The organism is Bradyrhizobium sp. 45, from assembly GCF_023073155.1.
GTDB lineage: Bacteria > Pseudomonadota > Alphaproteobacteria > Rhizobiales > Xanthobacteraceae > Bradyrhizobium > Bradyrhizobium canariense_D.
On record NZ_JADPIX010000049.1, the window covers coordinates 308,442 to 324,940 of the forward strand.

Sequence of the window (16,499 nt, forward strand, 5' to 3'; positions counted from 1 at the left end):
CACGACACCAGAATTCGACGCTCGGGTCCAGCTCCGCCACGTCCGCCGACTTCGGTCGCGCTTGCTCGGTTCGCGGCAAGCCCGGCTATCGCGACAGACGCTTCGCGAGATGGACCGACTGCCAGTCTCCGAGACCGGTGTCCTCGAACCCCGCTTTCTTCGCAAGACCGCGCATCTCGGCGTTCACGCGCGCGGTCTCGGCTGCAATCATCTCGTGACCGAGATCGCTCGCGTGCCTCTCCATCGCCGTCATCATCTGGAGGCCGACGCCCTGGCGCTGAAAGCCATCGGCAACAGAGATGGCGAAATCACCATGCCGTGCAGCCGCATCGTAGGCGTATCTGGTTTCGCCGATGATCGTGCCCTGCCCTTCGTGCCTGATCTCGGCGAGCAGGGTGAAATGACCGGGATTGCTGGTCTTGGCGACGCATTCGGCCGCGATCATTGCAAAGTCCGCCCGCGCGCCCATGAAGCGCTTGTTGCGCGATGTCGTGGAGAGGCTCGTGAAATAGATCGAGAGGATCTCGACATCGGACGCGCTGGCCGGCCTGATACGAAGCGTGGCGTTGCCTTCGGCTGACTCGACAATGGCATCCAGCAACGGCTGTGACATGCGCGCGGCTCTCGGCAGGTTGCATCGAATGCACACCTAGCCGAGACCGCGCGCTTACCGCTTGGACGGTGCTGCCAATCTTGCGGCCGAAAACGAACAGTTCGTTGCTCGGTGCCGGGCGTCACACGCGAGAGAGTGAAGGCACCTCCTCCGGCACGATCGCCTGGAGGCCGCCGAAGCGACGCTCGCGGCCGTGGAAGGAGGCCAGGGCCGCAGCGAGATCGCCTGCGTCGAATTCGGGCCACATCCGCTCGGTGAAGTGCAGCTCGGCATAGGCACCTTCCCAGAGCAGGAAGTCCGACAGCCGTTTCTCACCCGAGGTGCGGATGATGAGGTCGACGTCGCGCAAACCGGCCTCGCCGGTGACGAGCTGCGAGAACGCCTCGCGGGTGAGACTCGTCAGCGCCGCCGCCTTCGCCGCCGCGTTGAGGATGGCGTCGCGGGCGGAATAGTCGACGGCGATGCGCAGATGAAGCGTGCCACCGTGCGCGGTGGCGTCTTCCGCGCGCGCGATCGCATTGGCGATACCGTCGGGCAGGCGGTCTCGCCGGCCGATCACGGTGAGGCGCACGCCGTTCTTGACCAGGCTCTGCACCTCGTTGCCGAGGTAGAATCTCAGAAGGGTCATCAGCGCGGCGACCTCGGCCTTCGGCCTTCGCCAATTGTCGGTCGAGAAGGCGTAGAGCGTCAGCGTGCCGATGCCCTGCTTGGGCGCGGCCTCGACGATGCGGCGGATCGCCTCGACGCCGGCCTCATGGCCGCGCACGCGCGACAGGCCGCGCCGCGTCGCCCATCTGCCGTTGCCATCCATGATGATGCCGACGTGAAGCTTGTCGTTGCGGGACACAAGGTCACTTTGCATTGCAAAGTCTCCGGTCAAAAAAGGGGGAGGATCAGGTCGAGACGATACCGAGACGGCCGAGCGGCGCCGCCTCGCGGCCGGCAGCCTTGGCTGCGTCGCGCACCAGGCGTTCGAGCACGGCGAGATAGTCGAGGAAGCGGCGGCGGCCGGCCTTGGTCAGGCGGCAGGTCGTGTGCGGGCGATTGCCCTCATAGCCCTTGGTCACCTCGACGAGGCCGGCTTCCTGGAGCACGGCGAGATGCCGGCTGAGATTGCCGTCGGTGAGGCCGCAGAGCTGCTTGAGATCGGCGAACGCCAGACCTTTCGGATGCGCCATCAGCGAGGTCAGAAGTCCGAGCCTCGCCTTCTCGTGGATCACGCGGTCCAGTCCTTCATAAGAGAAGGGTGCGCTGTCAATCTTCGACATCATGGTCTCCCGATGCGAAATACAGAATGCCCGCCATCACCGATTGCCCGATCACGAAGGGCAGGCCCATGGTCCATGGCGACAGCGTATGGGTCTGGCTCGCGAGCACCACCACCGCAAAGCCGGATATGAAATACCAGGCGCCGGCGAGCGCCACGGTGCGCGGCAGCGAACGGACGGAGGCAAAAATGCCGAGCGACACCAGGATCTGCCACAGGCCCGGCAGCAGCCACAGCGTTTCGCCCGCGAACTTCCACATCACCACCGCAAGCAGCACACCGGCAACGCCAGCGGGCAGGAATTGCTCGACGGCCTGGTGGATCATGGCATCAGCGAGGCCCGAATGATGGCGGCGCGAACGCGCGCGCATCTCGATGCCGATGATCAGGCCGGAGAGCGCGGCGGCAATGAACCAGCCGAAGAAGAAGCCGAGCGGTTCGCTGGTGGCATCACCAAGCAGCCAGAATTCCAGGATCGCGGTGAGAAGCGCGACCGCGCCGGTCGCGGCCATCGTCGCCGGGCCGTAACCGCGAAATGCCGTGCCTGCCGCAATCTGGCTGCGGATCGCCACGATGTCGGCCAGTGCCTTGTCGAGATCGCGCATTGGCAACGCCAAAACCTCGCTCCGCCTATCCCTGCCGGGTCTATCCGTCTGTTACTTTGTACCGCAAAGCATATCGGATTGCAAAGTAAAGGCAAGTCCCGAAGGTCGCCCGAGAGGATCCGTCCTCAACAGACAACTGCCGGTTGCGCGAGACGTCCTCCCGCGGATAAGATGCGCGCGAACGCGCTGGGGGGAGAGTATGTGGCTTAAGCCATTCATCGTTGCGTCATTATTGCAGGTGAGCGTCGTCACCGCAGCACAGGCAGCCGGCCCATTCGGCAGCGTCAAAATCGGCAACTGGGTCGGCGGCGCGTTCAGCAATGACGAAACGGGAGCCTTCTCGCATTGTGCCGCGACGGCGCCTTATGCCAACGGCGTCATTCTCGTCGTCGGCCAGAATGCTGGGGGCTCGTGGATCTTGAGCTTTGCCAGTCCCAGCTACCGCTTCAAGCAGGGCGAGAATGCCGCGATCGACGTCATCTTTGACGGACAGGAGCAAGCCAGATTGTTCGCCACGGCCAACCAGACGAACATGCTCAGCTCCGTCATGCCTGCCAACGTGGTACGAACGTTTCAGAAGGCAAGCCTGATGGTCGCGACGAGCGGCCGCACCGTGCTGAATTTCGACCTGACCTCGGCCGGGCCCGTGATTGCGGCACTGGCCAATTGCGTCACCAAGGTGAAAGCCGACGGGCTCGACAAGGCCGGCGACTTCACCAAGATCGCCGCCAAGCCGCAGCCAGCGCCGGACAAGCAGGGACCGCCAGCCAACGGCAGCAAACCTGCCAGAGCCAAGAGCGGCACCGGGTTCGTCGTGAGTGCCAGCGGACACGTCGTCACCAATAACCATGTGATCAATGGCTGCGTCGGCGACATCAAGGGCAATCTCACGGGCGAAGCCGGAATGGTTTTGCGCGTGGTGTCGAGCGACGCCAACAACGACCTCGCCTTGCTGCAGGCGCCGTCGACGACCATGTTCAAGGAGTTCGCCCGGATCCGCGACCGCTCGATCCGCTCCGGCGATTCCGTCGTCGCGATCGGCTTTCCCTTCCATGGGCTGCTGACTTCGGACTTCACCGTCACGACCGGCATCGTCAGCTCGCTCAGCGGCATGCGCAACGATTCGCGTTTCCTGCAAATCAGTGCGCCGGTGCAGCCCGGCAATAGCGGCGGCCCGCTGTTCGACACCACCGGGCAGATCGTTGGCGTCGTTACGGGAAAGCTGGACGGATTACGGATGGCCGCTGCGACCGGCAACATCCCCGAAAACATCAACTTCGCGATCAAGACCGGCGCGTTGCGCGACTTCCTCGACAACTCCGTGGTGCCTTACCAGACTGCCGAACCGAAAGGCGAGATCAAGACCACAGACATCGCGGGCAATGCGCGGCCCTACACGATGCTGATCTCGTGCAACGGAATCGAGCAGGCCGACGCGAAGCGGTAGCGGCAACGCGGGCCGGCTGGAGGCGTCGAGCCTATACGAGGCGCTCCAACCGGGCTGAAGTCAGCCAGCTCGCTAGTACGGCGCGACGGGGCGCGGCCGCCGGTGCGATCGCGGTTGCGCCGGAGAAACCTGGCTGTAGGCAAAGCGGGGATTGCCATCGCAGTACAGCAGCCGGCCGGACACGCTGGCTTGGCATTGTTCATAGCTGCTGTAGGAGCATTCCCCCGGATAATCATACTCACCGCCCTGGGCACACCAAGGATAGTCGCGCGCCGCTGCCGGCGTAACCGTCGCGAAGCCGGCAAGGGCTGTCACGCCGAGTGCCACCAGCACCAATTGCGTCTTACGCATGATCTACTCCTCTCCTCACAGCGCATCATACGCGCCATATACCCATCAGGTTTCACGAAGCCGCTTTATTCCAGCTCAATGGCACGGCATCCAAGAAAAAAGCCCTGCCGAACGGCAGGGCTCCATTCCCGGACATCACAAGATCGCTACTCGACCTTCAGGCCGGCGAACTCGACCACCTTCTTCCATTTCTCGGTCTCGGCCTTGATCTCGTCGCCGAACGCCTCGGGCGTCTGCGCCCGCGGCTCGCCGCCGAGTTCGACCAGGCGCTTGGCCATGTCCGGCTCCTTTATCAGCGTGTTGATCTCGCTGTTGAGCTTGGCGATGATCTCCTTGGGCGTGTTCTTCGGCGCCCCCATGCCGAACAGCGCGCTCGCCTCGTAGCCCTTCACGGTCTCGCCGATCGCCGGCACGTCGGGCAGCTGCGGCGAGCGCTCCGCCGTGGTGACGCCGATGGCGCGGAGCGAGCCGGAGCGGATGTGCTGGATGATCGAGGGCATGTTGTCGAAGATCACCTGCACCTGGCCGCCGAGCATGTCGGTGATCGCGGGTGCGGCGCCGCGATAGGGCACGTGCTGCATCTTGCAGCCCGTCAGCGCCATGAACATCTCGCCGGACAGATGCACCGAGGTGCCGTTGCCCGAGGAGGCCATGTTGACCTTGCCGGGGTTGGCCTTCACGTATTCGATGAACTCGGCGACGGTCTTGGCCGGCACGTCCTTGTTGACGGTCATCACGTTCGGCACGCGCTGGAACGAGGCGACCGGCGCGATATCGCGCACGAAGTTGAATTTCAGGTTGGTGTAGAGCGAGGCGTTGATGAAGTTGGCCGGATTGACCAGTTGCAGCGTGTAGCCGTCGGGTTCGGCGTTGACGACCGATTCGGTGGCGATATTGTTGCCGGCACCCGGCTTGTTTTCGATCACGAATTGCTGGCCGAACTTCTCCGACAACCGCTGGCCGATCAGGCGCGCCAGGATGTCGGTGGCTCCGCCCGGCGGATAGCCGACCACCCATTTCACCGGATGGGTCGGGTAATCGGCGGCAAGGGCCTTCGACAGCGGGCTGGCTGCAAGCGGACTGGCGGCGAGCAGGCTCAGCGCGGTACGGCGTGTGATCATCTCAAGGGTTCTCCCAACGTGTTGTTCTTGAAGCCAGATAGCTTGAAAATGGCGTCGGCGCGGTTGTAACAAAGCTTGCCGCAGGCGCAAAGTACACGGGGTGCATCACGACGAAAGGATAAGGCATGGCGGTCAAGGTCGAAGCCCTCGATCATCTCGTGATCAACGTCGCGAACGTCGCAGTGACCGCCGAGTGGTACGGCAAGATTCTCGGCATGGAAGTCAAGGTATTCGACCCCGGCGGCGGCAAAGCGCCGCGGACGTCGCTACAATTCGGTAACCAGAAGATCAACGTCCGGCCGCGCGATGCCGACAAGGTGGAGTGGTTCACCGCGGACCACCAGACCGCCGGCAGCGAGGATCTGTGCTTCCTCACCTCCGCCAGCCCCGACGAGGTGGTGGCGCATTTGAAGGCACATGGCGTTGCGATCGAAGAGGGCCCGGTTCCCAAGCAGGGCGCCCGCGGCACGCTGCGCTCGGTCTATTGCAGGGATCCGGATGGCAGCCTGATCGAGATTTCGTCATACGAGGACGGCGGCCGGTAAGGCCAAGCCGCCTGCCCCACGCACCGTCGCATGAGGGCTGAGAGAGCAGGAAGACGCAATCATCAAAACGCGGCCGCCGGCAAGATGCAGGCTGCACGGGAGGACATATGCCGACTTCGCAAGCCGCCGCCGGAATCGTCGGCCCATTCGACGGGCTCGATGTGCCTTGGCTGCTGAAGATGCGGGCTGACGTGCGCAGCTCACATCCGTTCCTGATCTGGGCGCCGTTCGACGCGCCTGCGCGGCGCTGGAGCTATGGCGAGTTTCACGAGCGGGTCGGCGCGCTCGCGGCGGGACTGACGAAGCGCGGCGTGAAGCCGGGCGAATATGTGCTCATTCACCTCGACAATTGCATCGAGGCGCTGCTGGCCTGGTTCGCCTGTGTCGAACTCGGCGCCATCGCGGTGACCACCAACACGCGCTCGGCGCCGGCCGAACTCGACTATTTTGCCGATCATTGCGGCGCGGTCGCCGCGATCACACAGCCGGCCTATGCCGAGATCGTCGCGCAGAATTGCCGCAACATCCGCTGGATGGCGGTGACTTCGCACGATGCGGGCGCGCCGCCCGGGAACCCGGTCTCACGCGGCGACAGCTTTGAGGAGCTGTTCGCCGATAGCGCCGACCGTCCCAGGCGCGCGATCGATCCGCTCGCGCCGTGCAGCGTGCAATACACCTCGGGCACGACATCGCGCCCCAAGGCGGTGCTGTGGACCCACGCCAACGCGCTGTGGGGCGCCAAGATCAACGCCGCGCACGAAGACCTGCACGCAAGCGACGTGCATCAGGCCTATCTGCCGCTGTTCCACACCAACGCGCTGGCCTATTCGATGCTGGCGACGCTATGGGTCGGCGCCACCTGCGTGATCCAGCCGCGCTTTTCCGCCAGCCGGTTCTGGGGCGCTGCGCGCGAGCACGGCTCGACCTGGACCTCGACGATCCCGTTCTGCATGAAGGCGCTGCTCGAGCAGGAGATCCCGAGCGATCACAAATTCCGTCTGTGGGGCACCGCGATCAACGAGCCGCCGGCCTTCGCCGCCTTCGGCGTCAAGATCATCGGCTGGTGGGGCATGACCGAGACCATCACCCACGGCATCGTCGGCGAGATCGACCAGCCCAACATCCCGATGTCGATCGGCCGCGCCGCGCCGGAATATGAAATCCGCATCACCGACGACGACGGGCGGCCGACCGAAATCGACGGCACCGGAAATCTCTCGATCAAGGGCATTGTCGGCCTGTCGCTGTTCGCCGCATATCTGCACAACGAAAAGGCGACGCGCGAGAGCTTCGACGAGCACGGCTTCTTTCTCACCGGTGACCGCGTGGGGCGGCTGGAGAACGGCTACATTCGCTTCGCAGACCGCAGCAAGGACATGCTGAAGGTCGGCGGCGAGAACGTCGCCGCGTCGGAGATCGAGCAGGTGGTCGCACTGGTCCCCGGCGTGCGCGAGGCCGCCGTGGTGGCGAAGACGCATCCAATGCTGGACGAGGTGCCGGTCGTCTTCATCATCCCGCAGGGTGGCGTCGCCGGTGCCCGGCCTGATCTGCACGACGCCGTGATGGCCGCCTGCCGCGCCGGCCTCGCCGACTTCAAGATGCCGCGCGAGATCCGCTTCGTCGACGACATGCCGCGCTCGACGCTGGAGAAGGTGGCGAAGGCGGAGCTGAGGAAGATGGTGGGGTAGCACGAGCGATTACCACAACGTCGTCCTGGCTTTCGCCAGGACGACACCGGAGTTCAGAACGACCCCAGCGCCACCGGGCGGAACGCTTGCAACAGCTGCTGGTCCAGCTTGCCGCCCATGCCTTCCATCATCGCAAACGCGCGCGAGTGGGTGAAAGGCATGCGATAGGCGCGCTTCTCCACGAGTGCCGCGTAGATGTCGACGATGGTCGTGACCCGCACGATATCGCTGATCTGGTTCGACGAGAGATTGTTGGGATAGCCGGAGCCGTCGAGGAATTCGTGGTGATGCAGCACGACGTCCAGCATCTCCGGCGGGAAGCCGCCTTGAGCCGCGAGCGCGTCATAGCCGCGGCGCGGATGCTGGCGGACTTCAGCCATCTCCTCGTCGGTGAGCTTGCCGGGCTTGTCGAGCAGCGCGGAGGGAACGAAGGCCTTGCCGACATCGTGCAGCAGCGCGGCACGGGTCAGCCGGCGCTGGTCGTCCTCGCGCATGCCGAGGTGCTGGGCGAAGGAGACCGCAAATCCGGTCACGAACAGGCAATGCCGGTAGCTGCCGACATGGTGGCAGCCCACCGTGGTGAGCCACTCGCGCAGCGAGGAGTGCTTGATCGCCTTCAGGATCTTGCTCTCGGCGGCGATGACGTCGTCGAAGGTCAGGGGCACGCCGAGCGGCAGCTTCTCGAACATCTTCTTCAGCACCGCGTGCGCGGCCTCGACGCCGCGATTGAGCGTCTTGCCACGATCGGTCGCGTCATAGACGGCGGTGTCGGGGAAGGCGGCACGGATGCGCTGCAGGATGTCCTCAGGCTGAAGCGGCCGCGAGATGGTGTCGGTGGCGCCCAGCGCCCAAGCCTGCATGGTGCCGTGATGCAGGGCGTCCGCAAGCACGAACAGACGAGGCATGGCGCGATAGGCGTCGCCGCGCAGCTTGTTGCGCACCCGCTGCACGCTGTCGGGCGAGCGCAGATTGATGTCGACCACGAGGCCGGAGAGATCGCGCGAGGGCTGCTCGGGGAGCTCCTGCGTCGTTACCGTGGCAACGTCGCCGACCGCCTTGAGAATGCTGGCGAGCTCGGTGCTCTCGTCGCTCCGGTCGGAGGCGAGCAGAAGCCGGCGTTTGGCGGCGGGTTTGGCTGAGGCGTTCATGGCTTCCCCAAGAGCACGGGCGTGTTTCGGGCAAAAGCCTAAGCCGGATCAGGTTCTCCGGCCCTTAAGAGGCGTGCTCAATGGAACCCTGCGGAATCTGGGACAATTTTACGGAATTCGCGTCCCCGGCGGTTCCAATCAAAAACCTCGAAAACAACCCCATGCACAGTAGAGATGTGGTTGCAAACACAGGGCTTTTTTAACGACGAATCCGCCGGGGGCTGCCCCCGGCGGATCATGTCAGGTCAACAATCGCAACCAGCCTTACGCCTTCATCGCGCCCTTCACGGCTTCGGCCGTGATCGGCAGGGCCCGGACGCGGGCGCCCGAGGCGTTGAAGATGGCATTGCCGATCGCGGGTGCGATCACTGTCACCGCGGGTTCGCCGACGCCAGTGGCCTTTTCGCCATTGGCGATCACGGCGATCGCGACCTCCGGCACCTGGCTCATGCGCAAGGGCGTGTAGCTGTCGAAATTGGTCTGTTCGATGCCACCGTCCTTCAGCGTCGCCTTCTCGTACATCGCCAGTGACAGGCCCCACAGCGCCGCACCCTCGACCTGGGCGCGGATGTTGTCGGGATGCACCTGCGTGCCGACATCGGTGGCGACCGTGAGCTTCTTCACGGTCACTTCGCCCGATGGCGCCACGGCGACGTGAGCGACGCAGGCCGTCCAGCTTGCGGTCGCGCGTTCCTGCGACGAGACGCAGGCCACGCCCATGCCCTCACCTTTCGGCAGCTTCCTGGTGCCGTAGCCGGCAAGACCCATCGCGGCGAGCAGCGTATTGCGCAGCCGCTGCGCACCGCCGTCGTTCTTGCCGGCGCCGTCGAGCAGCGAGATGCGGAACTGCGCGGGGTCCTTGCCCGCCGCCGCCGCGATCTCGTCGATCATGCTTTCGACCGCCCAGAAGGTCCAGCCCGGCGCGACCGAGCGGAGCTGGCCGGACGGCGTCGCGTTGTGCGCCATCTCGTTCTTGATCGCGCGCACATGATGGTTGGGCACGGTGTAGAAGAAGTCGGCCCCGTTCACCGTGAAGGAGTCGAGCGGACCCTTCTTGTCGACCGAGGGCGTCAGGAAATCGGGTATTCCCCAGCGCTGGGTCGGCCACGCCGAAACCACGTCGTGGCTGAGCGCGATGAGCTTGCCGTCGCCGTCCACGCCTGCCTTCACTTTCTGGTAGGTGAGCGGACGCGAGAAATCCATCGTCATGTCGTTCTCGCGCGTATAGATCACCTTCACCGGCTTGCCGATGGCCTTCGCCGCCTGCACCGCCGGAATCATCATGTCGGCATCGAGCCTGCGGCCAAAGCCGCCGCCGAGCCACATCTGATGCATGACCACGAACTTCGGATCGATCCCGGCCGCACCCGCCGCGATCGCGCCGGAGCGCGTTGCGAACTGGTTGCCGGAATAGATGTGCAGGATCTCGCCCTTGAACTCCGCAGTGGCGTTCATCGGCTCCATCGGCGCATGGATATTGATGCTGGTGGTGTACTCCGCCTCCAGCACCTTGGCCGCCGTGCCGAACGCCGCCGCGGGATCGCCGTCCTTGACGAAGAACTGGCCGGAATCCTCCTGCTTCTGAAGCCGCATGGCCTCGTCGAGCAGCGACTGGCTCGACACCTTCGCGTTTGGACCGCCGTCATAGGCGATCTTGAGCGCCTGCGCCGCCTTCTTGGCGTTGGCATATGTGCCGGCGACCGCGACGACCCAGCCCGAGGTCGTTCCGGTCTTGTCGTCGAGGGTGACGGCCTTGATGAAGCCCGGCACTTTCTTGGCGGCACTGTCGTCGACCGATTTCACCGTGGCGCCGAAGCGCACGGGCGGCGTCACGACCGCGCCATAGGCCATGCCTAGCAGCATCACGTCGATGCCGTATTTGGCCGTGCCGTTGGTCTTGGAGGGAATGTCGAGCTGCGGCACCGACACGCCGATCATGGTGTATTGATCCGGCGTCTTCAGCTTGATCGCCTTCAGCTCGTCCGGCGTGAAGGTTTTTGTCGCCTTGCCGCTCTTGACGACATCGGCGAAGGACATCGCCTTCTTCGACTTCGGGTGCGAGATCATGGAATCGCGCACCACGAGCTCCGACGCCGGCACGCCCATCGCGGCGGCCGCGCCTTCTGTCAACGCCATCCGCCCGGCAGCGCCGGCGCGGCTCATGGCCTCGAAGTTCATCATGGTCGACCAGCTGCCGCCGGTGATCTGAGCGCCCAACACGGGATCGTTGAACTTCGGATCGTTGGAGGCAAGCTGTACGCGCATGTCGCTCCACTTCGCGCCCAGCTCTTCGGCCACGATCTGCGCCATGGTGGAGGCGATGTGCTGGCCCATGTCGGCCTTGCCGCAGGTGACGGTGACGAGACCATCGGGCGCGATCGCGTACCAAACGCTCGGCTCGAAGTTCGAAGGCGCCGCAAGCGCCTCACCGATGCCGGGCACGCCGGCATAGCCGAGCACGAGGCCGGCGGCCGCTGTGCCGACCAGGAAGGAGCGGCGGCTGAGATCGGTCGCCTCGGGCGCAACGTTGTTCACGTGCTTGTTCATGTGGGCCTCCGCTCGTTGCCGGAGGCGGATGCGGTGCGCATCTCGGTTGCGGCGCGCATGATTGCCTTCTGGATCCGCGAATAGGTCATGCAACGGCAAAGATTGCCGTCCATATGCGCCACGACCTCTTCCTTGGTCGGGTTGGGATTCTTCGCCAGCAGCGAGGCCGCCTGCATGATCTGACCGGACTGACAGTAGCCGCATTGCGGCACCTGTTCGGCGATCCATGCCTTCTGCAAGGGATGGTCGCCCTTGGCGGCGAGGCCTTCGATGGTGGTGATCTTCTTGCCGGCGACATCGCCGACCATGGTCTGGCACGAACGCACGGCTTCACCGTTGACGTGCACGGTGCAGGCCCCGCACAGGCCGGCACCGCAGCCGAATTTGGTGCCGGTCATCTGCAATTGCTCGCGGATCGCCCAGAGGAGCGGCGTGTCGTTCGCCGCATCCACGGACAGACTCCGCCCGTTGATGGTGAGAGTTGGCATAGGCGTCTTCCCCTGCCGGTGCATGAAGCCGCTTACGGCGGCAACTTGAGTAGCGGACGCCCACCGGGCCGGCGCCAGCCTTGATCGCAAGAATGATCGCGTTCAGGCGCGGAGGCAAATGCAATTTGGAATCGATCGAAACAAACGAGGCGCGCGCATCTTGTGCGTTGCGAGAACAGCGGTGATGCAGCGGCTGAACGCAACAGAGTGCACGCCAAGCAGGCAGGCCATCGCATTCAGGCAGTTTCCTCCGAGTAACCCGGCGCGTTAAGATGGGGGAAGACAAGATAATAAGGTGGATGCAATGCCTAAGATCGATCGGGACGGCGTTGGAATCCATTACGAGGTTCATGGCGAGGGCTGGCCGCTGCTGCTCACCCACGGCTACTCATCGACTTCGGCAATGTGGCATGGGCAGGTCGAGGCACTTGCCCGGGATCACAAGCTGATCTTGTGGGACATGCGCGGTCACGGCCAGTCCGACTATCCCGACGATCCCGCCGCTTACAGCGAAGCACTCACCGTCGGCGACATCGCCGCGATCCTCGATGTGGTCGGCACGGAGCGCGCCATCATTGGCGGGCTCTCGCTCGGCGGCTACATGTCGCTTGCCTTCGCTCGCGCGCATCCAAAGCGCGTCCGCGCGCTGCTGATCATCGACACCGGCCCCGGCTTCAAGAAGGACGATGCACGCGAGGCCTGGAATGCGCGCGCGCTCGCCACTGCCGACAAATTCGATCGCGAAGGGCTCGACGTGCTGAAGGCGGCAACGCGCGAGCGCGCCACCGCGAGCCATCGCGATGCCAGGGGATTGGCGCTCGCCGCACGCGGCATGCTGACCCAGCGCGATGCGAAGGTGATCGAGCTGCTGCCGGAGATCAAGGTGCCCAGCCTGATCGTGGTCGGCGCCGACGACACGCCGTTCCTAGCTGCCTCGGACTACATGGCCGCGAAAATTCCCGGCGCACAAAAAGTCGTGATCCCCGCCGCCGGACACGCCGTCAACATCGACCAGCCACAGGCTTTTGTTGACGCGGTGCTGCCTTTCCTGAAGAACTTGCCGGAATAGGTCGGACAGGAACAGTGGCGATGAAGCGAGCTATATTGGCTGCGGGCGCGGTGTTGCTGTCAGCATCCGCGCAAGCCGAGCAACTCGGCGGGACATTGCCCCGCCTGCCCTTCGTCGCGACCTTGTCGAACAACACGCCGCTCGCTTTCGGCATGGATGCCGACCAGACTGCGCGGGCGCTGGGGCAACCGCTGCAATATGTGCGGGGACGCCCCGGCAACGAGATCTATCTCGCCCTTCGCAACATCGGCGGCAGCAGACTGATCCCCACCCGTCACCGCCTGTTCCTGCAATTCCGCCACGGACGGCTGGCGGGCTGGAAGGAGGATTATGGCGAGAACTGGATGTGGGAGTGAGAGTGGCTTTTCATGACGCAGAGCAATCGTCTCTGCGCCATCATGCGTTGGAGCTGCCACATCGTCACGGCCGGGCTTGTCCCGGCCATCCACGATCTTTCCTACCGCACCAAGAACGTGGATGCCCGGGACATAGGCGAGCGGAAGCGACGCCGTCCTTCGGACGGCTACGCCCGGGCATGACGAGTTTGTGGAACGAGCGGAACCCGCAATCGAAGACTAACCAAAAGGACAACCCGCGTGCGACAGGACATCAAGCTGACGGCCTCCGACAAATTCCAGCTCAGTGCCTATCGCGCTGACCCCGCCGGCACGGCGAAGGGCGCGGTGGTGGTGATCCAGGAGATTTTTGGGGTCAACCATCACATCCGCTCGGTCTGCGATCGCCTCGCCGGGGAAGGCTATGTCGCGATCGCGCCGTCGATCTTCGACCGGACCTCGCCGGGCTTCCAGTCCGGCTACTCGCCCGACGAGATCGCGGAAGCGCGCAAGTTCGTCGCCAGTCCGGACTGGGACGCGATGCTGCGCGACACGCAGGCGGCGATCGATGCGGTGAAGAGCGTCGGCCCGGTCGGCATCATCGGCTTTTGCCTGGGCGGCAGCATCGCCTTCGTCGCGGCGACGCGGCTGTCGGGCCTGAAGGCCGCGATCGGCTATTACGGCGGCGCCGTCGTGCGCTATGCCGACGAGACACCAAAAGTTCCGACACAGCTGCACTTTGGCGAGAAGGATGCCGGCATTCCCCTGACCGACGTCGAGACCATCAAGACGAAGCGGCCGGACGTGGAGGTCTTCGTCTATCCGGGCGCGCAGCACGGCTTCCATTGCGACGAGCGGACGAGCTACGACAAGGCCAGCGCCGACATCGCCTGGCCGCGCAGCATGGAATTTTTCGCGAAGCATTTGAAATCGTAGCGCGCGCGGCTGTCTTCGCTGTCATTCCGGGCTCGCGCTTCGCGCGCCCCGGATGACGAGCAGGAATCGGGTGGCTGCATCCTGCTGCCCGGCGATAGAGCTGGCTGATCAAGCCAATTCGCGCCGGGAGATCATGATGCAGCAGGCCAATACGAACATCGTCATCCGCAATCCGTTCGGCACCATGGACGTGCCCGCGCCTGATGATCGCGACGTCATGGACTATGCCGCAACCGCCGCGCTTGCCGGCGATGCGGCTGACGTCAACGCGGCGGCATGGGCAATTATCGCGGCACAGTCAGACCCGCTCGACGGCATCTGGGCCAGCCGCTGGAATGGCGGCGCAGATCCGACCATTGCCGGCGATACGCCGCAAGCCTGGAAAGAAGGACGCGCGGAGGTGCGGGTCGCAGGCGAGCGCATTTTCCTCCGCTTCGACTGGGACCATGGCCGCCGGCACGGGCTGATCGATACGGCGCGTGATCGCGCGGGTCGCCTGGTCGGGAAATATATCAACCTGACCAACCCGGCGATCACACGGCCATGGGTTGGACTGGTGGTCGACGCCACCAGGATCGACGGATGTTTTCCGAACGGGCGTCTGGATTTCAGGCGGTGAGCTAGAGCTTCGGTTCTGATTGCATCAGAACCGAGGCTCTAGATTCTTTTCTGACGCGTTTTCTTTACGCGAACCGGTATCCACTTCGCTCGAAAACGCTCTAGAACCAGCGCTCGCCGACAAACACGGTGTCGCCGGGGCTCAAGGGGGTGCCGAGCGGCACCACGGCGCGCATGGCGCCGCCGGCTTCGGTGTGCGTGACGGTGACCACGTCGCGCTTGGCGCGGGGCGAGAAGCCGCCGGCGATCGCGACGGCGCTTTCGACCGTCATGTTCGGCACGTAAGGATACTGGCCGGGCGCGGAGACTTCGCCGAGAATGAAGAACGGACGATAGGCCTCGATCTCGACGGCGACCGAGGGCTCGCGAATGTAGCCGTTGCGCAGCCTTGCGGCGATCTCGCCGGCAAGACCCGCGGGGGTGCGGCCGCGTGCCGGCACGCCGCCGATCAGCGGCATGGTGATGGAGCCGCCGGCGTCGATTGCGTAGCTGTTGGTGAGACCTTCCTGGCCGTAGACAACCACGCGCAGCTTGTCGCCGGCGTCGAGATGATAGGAGGCATCGTAGCGAACAGGCGCCGCCATCGGCGCGGCATAACCGACCGGCATGGGCGCAGGCGAGGCAAAGGAATTGCTGAGTGCTGCGATGGCACCGCCGCCACTGCCGACGACGGCGGGCTGCGGCGCGTTGTACGGCTGGCCATAGACCATCGAATCGAGATCGGCGCGCGGCTGCACATAGGCGACGGGACCAGCGGTTTGCATGCAGCCGCCAAGGGTCAGCGCGGCGGACGCTGCCAGGGATGCTGCCGAGATCGACCATCGAAACGCGCGTGCAACCGGCACCGGACTTATCCCTCGAAACGAGACAGATCCAGTGATGCACCGGTTATGGTTAATAAAGCGTTGAGGGGGCGGGTGGCTTGGCAATGGTACCAAACACTCCGTCATGCCCGGGCTCTTCCCGGGCATCCACGTTCTTGGTGCCGCACGAAATATCGTGGATGGCCGGGACAAGCCCGGCCATGACGAGGGACCAGCTTACGCGCTCACACCGACGCCGATCGGGCAGGACACGCCGGTGCCGCCCAGGCCGCAATAGCCGGCGGGATTCTTGGCCAGATATTGCTGATGATAGTCCTCGGCAAAGTAGAATTCGCCGGCGGGTGCGATCTCGGTGGTGATGGTGCCGAGACCTTTTGCAGCAAGCGCCTTCTGATAGAGCGCCTTCGATTGATCGGCCGCTTTCTTCTGCGCGTCTGAATAGGTGTAGATCGCGCTCCGGTACTGCGTGCCGACGTCGTTGCCCTGACGCATGCCCTGCGTCGGGTTGTGGCTCTCCCAGAACGTCTTCAATAGCTTCTCGTACGACACCTTGGTGGGATCGAACACGACCAGCACCACTTCGGTGTGACCGGTGCGGCCCGAGCAGGTCTCTTCATAGGTCGGGTTCGGCGTGTGGCCGCCGGCATAGCCGACAGCAGTCGTGTAAACGCCGTCGCCGAGCTCCCAAAACTTGCGCTCGGCGCCCCAGAAGCAGCCGAGCCCGAACACCGCCTGCTCGAGACCGGCGGGATAAGGCGGCTGCAACTTCGCGCCGTTGACGAAATGGGTGGTCGCGGTCGGAATGGCTTGCGCACGGCCCGGCAGCGCTTCCGCGGCGCTCGGCAATGCGGTGGTCTTGCGCATGAACACCATGGACGGATCTCCGAACGAGCCGTG

The 16,499-nt window shown here is 64.5% G+C and carries 19 protein-coding genes; 8 read left to right on the forward strand and 11 right to left on the reverse strand.

Annotation, left to right across the window (positions count from 1 at the left end):
* Positions 1-85 precede the first annotated feature (85 nt).
* The 4 genes from IVB42_RS07875 to IVB42_RS07890 all read right to left on the reverse strand — a co-directional run bounded on the left by IVB42_RS07875 (position 86) and on the right by IVB42_RS07890 (position 2,485).
* Positions 86-613, reverse strand: a complete 528-nt coding sequence (locus IVB42_RS07875; RefSeq protein ID WP_085385541.1) for a GNAT family protein — start codon at positions 611-613, stop codon at positions 86-88.
* Positions 614-734: 121 nt separating this feature from the next.
* Complete coding sequence (locus tag IVB42_RS07880; RefSeq protein ID WP_018455855.1) at positions 735-1,475, reverse strand: di-trans,poly-cis-decaprenylcistransferase; 741 nt, start codon at positions 1,473-1,475, stop codon at positions 735-737.
* 31 nt (positions 1,476-1,506) lie between these two features.
* Positions 1,507-1,881: a transcriptional regulator gene (locus IVB42_RS07885; RefSeq protein WP_007616058.1), complete on the reverse strand. Its 375-nt coding sequence runs from the start codon at positions 1,879-1,881 to the stop codon at positions 1,507-1,509.
* Positions 1,868-2,485, reverse strand: a complete 618-nt coding sequence (locus IVB42_RS07890) for a hypothetical protein (RefSeq protein WP_018455854.1) — start codon at positions 2,483-2,485, stop codon at positions 1,868-1,870. The genes IVB42_RS07885 and IVB42_RS07890 overlap by 14 nt, the downstream gene beginning before the upstream one ends.
* A gap of 199 nt (positions 2,486-2,684) precedes the next feature.
* Between IVB42_RS07890 and IVB42_RS07895 the strand changes: the two genes are divergently transcribed.
* A complete protein-coding gene (locus IVB42_RS07895; protein ID WP_026233040.1) occupies positions 2,685-3,932 on the forward strand; it encodes a serine protease in 1,248 nt (415 codons plus the stop codon).
* 72 nt (positions 3,933-4,004) lie between these two features.
* Here the strand turns inward: IVB42_RS07895 and IVB42_RS07900 are convergent, their stop codons facing one another.
* Positions 4,005-4,283 (reverse strand): DUF3551 domain-containing protein, encoded by a 279-nt coding sequence (locus IVB42_RS07900; protein WP_247394094.1) that lies wholly within the window; start codon positions 4,281-4,283, stop codon positions 4,005-4,007.
* A gap of 146 nt (positions 4,284-4,429) precedes the next feature.
* Positions 4,430-5,404, reverse strand: coding sequence for a tripartite tricarboxylate transporter substrate binding protein (locus IVB42_RS07905; protein WP_018455852.1), 975 nt, complete (start codon positions 5,402-5,404; stop codon positions 4,430-4,432).
* A 125-nt stretch (positions 5,405-5,529) separates the two neighbouring features.
* Between IVB42_RS07905 and IVB42_RS07910 the strand changes: the two genes are divergently transcribed.
* Both IVB42_RS07910 and IVB42_RS07915 read left to right on the forward strand, forming a co-directional pair.
* On the forward strand, positions 5,530-5,949 hold the full coding sequence (locus IVB42_RS07910; RefSeq protein ID WP_018455851.1) for a VOC family protein: 420 nt from the start codon (positions 5,530-5,532) through the stop codon (positions 5,947-5,949).
* Positions 5,950-6,056: 107 nt separating this feature from the next.
* A complete protein-coding gene (locus tag IVB42_RS07915) occupies positions 6,057-7,637 on the forward strand; it encodes an AMP-binding protein (protein ID WP_018455850.1) in 1,581 nt (526 codons plus the stop codon).
* 53 nt (positions 7,638-7,690) lie between these two features.
* Here IVB42_RS07915 and IVB42_RS07920 read toward each other — a convergent pair whose 3' ends face one another.
* The 3 genes from IVB42_RS07920 to IVB42_RS07930 all read right to left on the reverse strand — a co-directional run bounded on the left by IVB42_RS07920 (position 7,691) and on the right by IVB42_RS07930 (position 11,820).
* Positions 7,691-8,785 (reverse strand): HD domain-containing phosphohydrolase, encoded by a 1,095-nt coding sequence (locus IVB42_RS07920; protein ID WP_085349734.1) that lies wholly within the window; start codon positions 8,783-8,785, stop codon positions 7,691-7,693.
* Positions 8,786-9,049: 264 nt separating this feature from the next.
* Positions 9,050-11,332: a molybdopterin cofactor-binding domain-containing protein gene (locus IVB42_RS07925; protein ID WP_247295899.1), complete on the reverse strand. Its 2,283-nt coding sequence runs from the start codon at positions 11,330-11,332 to the stop codon at positions 9,050-9,052.
* Positions 11,329-11,820: a (2Fe-2S)-binding protein gene (locus tag IVB42_RS07930; protein ID WP_007616069.1), complete on the reverse strand. Its 492-nt coding sequence runs from the start codon at positions 11,818-11,820 to the stop codon at positions 11,329-11,331. Before IVB42_RS07930 ends, IVB42_RS07925 begins: the two co-directional genes overlap by 4 nt.
* Before the next feature lie 304 nt (positions 11,821-12,124).
* Here IVB42_RS07930 and IVB42_RS07935 point away from each other — a divergent pair, with 304 nt between their 5' ends.
* The 5 genes from IVB42_RS07935 to IVB42_RS07955 all read left to right on the forward strand — a co-directional run bounded on the left by IVB42_RS07935 (position 12,125) and on the right by IVB42_RS07955 (position 14,779).
* Complete coding sequence (locus IVB42_RS07935; protein WP_018455846.1) at positions 12,125-12,889, forward strand: alpha/beta fold hydrolase; 765 nt, start codon at positions 12,125-12,127, stop codon at positions 12,887-12,889.
* A 20-nt stretch (positions 12,890-12,909) separates the two neighbouring features.
* Positions 12,910-13,245: a hypothetical protein gene (locus IVB42_RS07940; protein WP_026233039.1), complete on the forward strand. Its 336-nt coding sequence runs from the start codon at positions 12,910-12,912 to the stop codon at positions 13,243-13,245.
* A 12-nt stretch (positions 13,246-13,257) separates the two neighbouring features.
* Complete coding sequence (locus IVB42_RS07945) at positions 13,258-13,428, forward strand: hypothetical protein (RefSeq protein ID WP_247364342.1); 171 nt, start codon at positions 13,258-13,260, stop codon at positions 13,426-13,428.
* 57 nt (positions 13,429-13,485) lie between these two features.
* Complete coding sequence (locus tag IVB42_RS07950; RefSeq protein ID WP_018455844.1) at positions 13,486-14,160, forward strand: dienelactone hydrolase family protein; 675 nt, start codon at positions 13,486-13,488, stop codon at positions 14,158-14,160.
* 136 nt (positions 14,161-14,296) lie between these two features.
* A complete protein-coding gene (locus tag IVB42_RS07955; protein WP_026233038.1) occupies positions 14,297-14,779 on the forward strand; it encodes a hypothetical protein in 483 nt (160 codons plus the stop codon).
* A 100-nt stretch (positions 14,780-14,879) separates the two neighbouring features.
* Here the strand turns inward: IVB42_RS07955 and IVB42_RS07960 are convergent, their stop codons facing one another.
* Entirely contained in the window at positions 14,880-15,623 is a 744-nt protein-coding gene (locus IVB42_RS07960) for a polysaccharide biosynthesis/export family protein (protein WP_018455842.1), read from the reverse strand.
* A gap of 195 nt (positions 15,624-15,818) precedes the next feature.
* Positions 15,819-16,475, reverse strand: a complete 657-nt coding sequence (gene msrA / locus IVB42_RS07965; RefSeq protein ID WP_026233037.1) for a peptide-methionine (S)-S-oxide reductase MsrA — start codon at positions 16,473-16,475, stop codon at positions 15,819-15,821.
* Positions 16,476-16,499 lie beyond the last annotated feature (24 nt).